Origin of the sequence: Planktothrix sp. (assembly GCF_046067725.1) — a bacterium.
GTDB lineage: Bacteria > Cyanobacteriota > Cyanobacteriia > Cyanobacteriales > Microcoleaceae > Planktothrix.
Map to the genome: position 1 here is coordinate 1 of NZ_JBJUDF010000094.1, position 6,422 is coordinate 6,422.

The window sequence follows — 6,422 nt, forward strand, 5'->3', positions numbered from 1 at the left end:
ACTACTTCCTCCCCGTAAATGCACCACTCTGGCTTCTGGCCAATGGAGAATTTGCCAACCTGCTTGATGAACGCGGCGACAATAATCCACATCATCAAAATACATGAAATAGCCTTCATCCATAAAGCCAATGTCTTCAATAACCTCCCGACGAACTAAAACACAAGCAAAACTTGTCCATTGCGGTTCAAACGGGAGGTTAGAAACTGCGATGGGAACATCATAGTTTTGTAAGAGTTTTGTAATGAGTCCGGTAGCAGCTGCATCAATCAATTGACTCATGGGAGAATGGTAACGGAAACAACTAATTTGTGGGGTTCCATCTGGCCATTCTAAACGGGGACTAATCAGTCCGACTTGAGGATGGGTTTTCCAAGCTTCAAGTAAACATGATATTGCATTCGGTCGAACAATGGTATCACTATTAAGTAATAAATATGCTTCGGCTTCAACCGCTTTCATCCCTAAATTATTTCCCGCCGAAAAGCCGCCATTCACCGCCGATGGTAACAGTTTAACCCAGGAAAACCATTGATGATCTGTAATAGTTTGTTGCAAGCGTTCAACAGAATCATCTCCAGAAGCATTATCAACGACAATGACTTGATCCTGTCCGACTTCCACTTGATTTTCTAGGGATTTTAAACAATCGATTACTAACTGAGGAGTTCGATAATTGAGAATAATAATGGCTAACCGAAACCTCTCAACAGAACTTGGATTGTTAACTGGCATTTCCTCCATAATTGGCTCCATCAACTTTAAACCATTAACTGCTGAATTAAATTGACAAATTCATGATTTTTAAAATAGTTTTCATAAGCTTGTCTGGCATTCTTAATAATGCGATTGGCTTCCTGGGGATTATCTAAATAGTATTGACATTTTTCTGTTAAATCTGAAAAATCCCATGCAACAGGAACATAGGTTTCCCCTTCGATAAATAAATTGGGGTGAATGTCTAAATGCGCCATAGACGGTTTAACTAATAAACAATTATAACAGATCGCTTCAAAATCTCGCCAACAGCTTTCTCCCCATCCAAAGGGACTAAAAACAATCCGACTTGATTTAATTTCTTGAAGATATTGGCGCTGGGGAACCAAACTACTCCCCACAAAACCACCACTGGCTGCTATTTTGTAATCTGAAGCTAAGGGAAGCAACGCATCAACGGCGGCTTGTCGGTATTCATAATACCATTCTTTTTTTGTTGGTGAACCTAACGATAAACGGCAAAAAATATCAAGGGTTTTCTTGGGTCGAAACCAGTTAAATTGAGGTTGAAATAAGGCTTTTTTAAAGCGTTTAGCTGTTCCTAAACTCCATCCCAATTGAATCCGATGTTCATAGCCGGAAGGAACATCAGAACCAACATACCATCCTTCAAAATTATAGTTCCATTTTCGAGCGACAAAATCGGTAAATTGAGAACCGCCAATATAGTGTTGTTTGTAGTCCTCAATATTTTTATAACGTTGTCGTTTGAGAAAGCGATCAACATAAGGTAAGAGATTAAAATATTTAGTGCTGGCTTGAGCAAAGGGATCAATCAAGATCAGTTTTCGATGGGGGTGATCTTCTCGAATTGATTTCATAATTTGTTCGGCTTCTAGGGGATTTTCTCGCCAGTAGGGAAGTAAAAATACAATTTCTGATTCATGCTGTTTACAAACTTGAGCAATATCAGTAAAGGTCTGGGCGGGAAAATATTGAACTTTGAGATTCAGTTGCTGAACCAGTTGTTTTCGAGAATAGGTAAAAGGCTCACACTGGGCTTTAACAATACTATCTCGATTGGAACCAATAATTAAAGCTTTGATCATGAATTTTTGCTGTTGTTAACTTTTGTAATTGACATTAATTTTATACCAGATTCCTCAATCCCTAGAAGGTCATGGATCAACATCCTTCCCACCAACAAGGATTTTGATCAATAAAATCCTCTAGTGCTTTATATTTAGGTGAAGTCGGTTGATAGACCGATTCTAAAGCCCCCCAACTTCCATATTTTGTAGGAATAGAGATATCAGTAAAGTGCATAAATACAGTTCCTTCAGCTTGTTTCCAATCTTCTAAAAGTTGCAGATAGGTATTGTACATTTGAGGAGAACGATTCAGTTGAATCAAAAAATCTGTGACTTCCTCTTTGTTGGGATCTTTTCGATGAGCTACTAGATGTTGTCCTCCTTCATAAGCCACTAATTGTAACCCTTTGGCTTTAGCAACTTTAGCATGATATAAAAAGGTTTCGTAATTATCAATTAAGTTATCTTTATCCTTGGGAAGTAATCCACCTTTGTTTAATTGTTGAAATGCTTGATTAATTCCGGTCTCTCCCTGATTGAGCCAAGATTCAACGGTACTACTATTCTTTAAATCTCCTAAAGAACCACTAAAATAACCCGCGATTGCATAGGCATCCATCCCCTGATAACAAGGTTTATTTCCTTCGTTCACCCAATAGGGACAATCTAAAATTTTTGATTCGGCTCCTCCTGAATTCGTTTGTGTAGAAATCACACAAATAACCCGATTGGCTTGATTTCCAAATTCCCTTTTCCAAATCTCACACATTTGAGCCGTTCGCATTCCATACCACTGACGAAAAGCATCTTGTTTATCTTTCCCCCATCGCGCTTGACCTTGTTCTAAAGCATAACGAGTTTGTTTAAAATTCCAATTCCAAACTTCATTAGAAAACTCTACATAAACCTTCAAATTAGGATTTAATTCTGCTTTAACCATTGCAGCAAAATTTCGGATATATTCATCCGTTGCTTGATGAGGAATATTAAACCAAGGTTCAGCGTAAATTTGATTTGATAGAGTGATCATTACTTCTAAAGGAACCCCTGAGCGTCGATAGGTTGCGTCAGCCGGGGTGGGTCTATTTTTCCACTCTTTTTGGGAAGAATGATTGGTTTGCATCCAATCCATAAACCGCAAACTTCTAAACTTTTTAATCTTCTCTAAAAAGATCGGATTAAACTGTTCACCGTTTTGATATCGCGCTTCATCTTCTTGTTTAATCACTCGAATATTGCGAATATAATTTCCTGTTTGATTGGGGTCGGTTTCAGAAATTATAACTGATGCTCCATTGCTCTTCGATAAATCAATGGTAATTACATCTCGTCCTGGTTTAGAAAGGGTAGAATCCTTTTTGGCTGCTAAACCATAGTCTAGGGTTCCTTCCCCATCATATAGAACAATATATTGTCCAGAGATAGGGATATCTTTAGGAATATCTTTAAATAAAGTCGTTGCCGCTTGAGTATAGCGTGGGGGATCTTCTGGCTTGGGTAAGGATTTCACCCAACCTTGTTCATCTAAATCTAATTTCTCAGCTTCTTTTGTATCCCAAACTCCTCGACAGTCGGAGGTTTTCTGGCTTTGACAACTGGTGAACCAAGGGTGAGCACGTTTAAAATAGTCAATAAATGGAAATTGAGTTGATGCACTCCCTAAACCATTCAAATTAATTCCTAAAGGAGATTGATCATTGGGTTGAGTTTGGCTTAGGGTAGCTCCTTTTATCCGATCCTGAGAGCTATCGATGATTTCAGATACAGTGATTCCGATTCCTATTAAAAATAGGAAGGAGAAGAGAAAAATTTTTTTTGAATATAATTTAGAGAAAATTGAGTTTCGCATCAGACTTTTACCCCAAGGTTTGTTAATATTTAAATTATGAATTTATAATGAGTTATTCTGTTGATGATTCAGGTTGATTTTTTTTGTAATATAGCTGAGAAATACTAGAACTTTGTTTAGAAGAAATCGGAATCGGTCTGGATTTTCTGCGATTCAATTTTACTAAAGGCTGAGGAGTTTTGCTGAAAATAGGAATCGGTCTGGATTTTCGACGCTTGACTTTAGGAATCAAATCAACAGTTTTGGCAGAAATCAAAATCGGTCTGGATTTTTGACGATTTAATTTCAATAAAGGCTGAACCGTTTGGGCAGAAATTGGAAGCGGTTGAGATAGATTTTGGGGATGGAGTATCGGATCAGGATCAATGGTGTTGCTACAAACAGGAGTGGAGGAATCCAATTCTTCGGGATTAGGGTTCATGACTAACCCGGCTAAAGCTCCACTTGCTAAGGTAAAAACAGGATTATACTGATCATTTAACAAATTATCTAACACATATAAAACAATGACGACACTCATAACCGCCGCCCCAGCAATTTCAGGACGAAACCAGGTTTTAGCCGGATATCGGAACAATGCAAAGGTCAGAGGCGGAAGCAAGGAAGCTCCGAAAACACCGAAGAGCCCGAAAAAGCCATTCATCCCATAGGCAATAATCCACAAACTATCGGTGACGGAAATATCTACTACGTCATCTTTCCAGGGATCATAGGCATAAACTCGATTTCTGCCCCATCCTCCCCAACCAAACCACTTTCGTTCTAGGGCTTTTTCGACTAAGATTTCTTCATTCTCAAATCTGAATCCTAAAGACTGTGCTCGATCAGGGCTAGTTAAATCACTAGCAATCTGAACAATTTTATCCGCTTGCTCTCCCGTAAAGTTTCCCGTTGCACCGAGGTAGAGATAGGAGGATAATAACAAAATTAACAACACTTTGGGAAGCGCAGTGCGAAGGAATTTAGCACAGAATAAAATAATTACTCCATAGAACATATAAATATAAGCACCTGTGGAGCGAACTAAAATATGAGTCATATATAACCCAATAAACCAAAGATTCATGGGAATATTCAAGAATTTTTTTAAGGTTCCTGATTGCCAAAGCCACAGAGCAATTAATACTGTAGCCATCATCCACATCCCCGCGCTTAAACCATGTTTCATAAATACATTGGGTCGATATCCTCCTAAGCGATAGGATTGTAAGAACTGATTAATACCATGATAGCCGTAGACCATTCGATGGAGTTGGGGGCTAATTACACTTTCTAATAAGCACAAGGGCGCATAAACCACACCTCCAATAAAAATACCGATTGCTAATTCCTGAAGCCCTTTAAAATTATTGAGATATAAGCGGCCTAAAAAGTAAGGAATACCATACTGAATGGTTTGGTCAAGAGCGGTCGAAACCCCATCATAAGCACCTAAACCATTGGTGATTGATGAGAAAAAAGGAGCAATACACCACATCAACATGGGGATATCCAGCCACCCAAATTTAAAGGTACGAAAGGTTTGGGGTTGATAAAGATAGGTCGCCAGCATGATGCTATAACTGGTGGCTGAGGTGCGATCATAATCAGGAAGACCTGGAAAGGCAAATTGGGTACGCTGGGGAAGAAATAGCCACGCCACTACAAAACCGATCACCACTGCTCTGTTTGTTGGAAGCCGTTGAAACAATAGCAGGATAATCGGAAGCAAAATCAATAAAGCCAGTTGTGCTTGAGGTGTCATAAAGGGGGAGGAGGATTTCCGGTATTCATTCGGGTGTGGATGCTTTTCCCAATTCGGATTTCTACTTCTTCTTCATCGCTTGACGAATCTCAAAAATAATCGGTGGAATGAATTTCTTTACTACGGTTTTTAGGGGAACAGAACTAGATTTTGAGTTTAAATTATCTCCAGGTCTGGCTAGAAAGACCGTAGAGTGAGCGTTAGATACTTCTTCAGCAGGACGACCGTTGGAGTAATAATAGAGAGCCAAAGATTTTCGGGTTCGTCCTTCTGGACAAGTTAAGGGATCGGGATGTCCATGATAAGAAAAGTCTGAGGTACTGAAGACGACACAACGATTAAAAATAGGGAGAACTTTTTTAACACAGTGGGTCATATCCCGATCCCACAGTTCAAAGTGTCCGCCATATTCTTCTTGCCAATCTTTATTTAAGTAGATCAGCAAATTTAAGCGCCGATCTAAACCTAAATCTTTATGTTTATTAAAGTCAACGTGCATTTTTAAGAATCCCCCTTTTTCAATTTGGTGTAGTCCACCTCCTTGAAAGTGGGGGTCGGGAATAATTCCTGAAATTCCTGTGAGTTTTTCTAAAAATCTCACAAACATAGAAGAATTTAATTGATACAGCAGAAAACGAGTGGCTTCACCCATCTGTAATTCGGAAGTCGAGGCTAATTTTTTTTCGGCGGCTGCATCAAATTTTTGCCAATTGATTTCTCCGGGTTTGGGAAATTCTTGTAAAATTTGCTCTAAAACCCCTTCCGGCAGAAAATTATCCATCACAATATGGGGAAAGGGTTGTGCTTGAGCGTAGGATGGGCAATTTTTTTCGGCTAGATCGTTTAAATAATCATAGTCTAAACAAAAGCTTAAAGTTTGAGTCATTTTTTTCTCCTAAGTCTTGAGGGATCAATCGTAACATTTAGCAGTTCCAAGAAGACAAGTCCCAATTTAAAAACTCAGCAAGTTTATGATTGGGTTCACGATATTTTTCTAATAACATTTGGCGAGTTTCTGGAC

At 38.9% G+C, this 6,422-nt stretch carries 5 protein-coding genes; all 5 read right to left on the bottom strand.

Going from position 1 to position 6,422, the window contains the following annotated elements:
• Positions 1-735: glycosyltransferase family 2 protein (locus ACKPEB_RS05420; protein ID WP_408963814.1), on the bottom strand; the 735-nt coding region annotated here is incomplete at its 3' end.
• Positions 736-761: 26 nt separating this feature from the next.
• The gene (locus tag ACKPEB_RS05425; RefSeq protein ID WP_408963815.1) at positions 762-1,826 is read right to left on the bottom strand and encodes a glycosyltransferase; all 1,065 of its coding nucleotides are present in this window, start codon (positions 1,824-1,826) and stop codon (positions 762-764) included.
• A 76-nt stretch (positions 1,827-1,902) separates the two neighbouring features.
• Positions 1,903-3,657 (bottom strand): cellulose-binding protein, encoded by a 1,755-nt coding sequence (locus ACKPEB_RS05430; RefSeq protein WP_408963816.1) that lies wholly within the window; start codon positions 3,655-3,657, stop codon positions 1,903-1,905.
• A 52-nt stretch (positions 3,658-3,709) separates the two neighbouring features.
• Positions 3,710-5,401 carry an O-antigen ligase domain-containing protein gene (locus ACKPEB_RS05435; protein WP_408963817.1) on the bottom strand — a complete coding sequence of 564 codons (1,692 nt, stop codon included), beginning with the start codon at positions 5,399-5,401 and terminating at the stop codon, positions 3,710-3,712.
• Positions 5,402-5,462: 61 nt separating this feature from the next.
• Positions 5,463-6,287: a 2OG-Fe(II) oxygenase gene (locus ACKPEB_RS05440; protein WP_408963818.1), complete on the bottom strand. Its 825-nt coding sequence runs from the start codon at positions 6,285-6,287 to the stop codon at positions 5,463-5,465.
• Positions 6,288-6,422 lie beyond the last annotated feature (135 nt).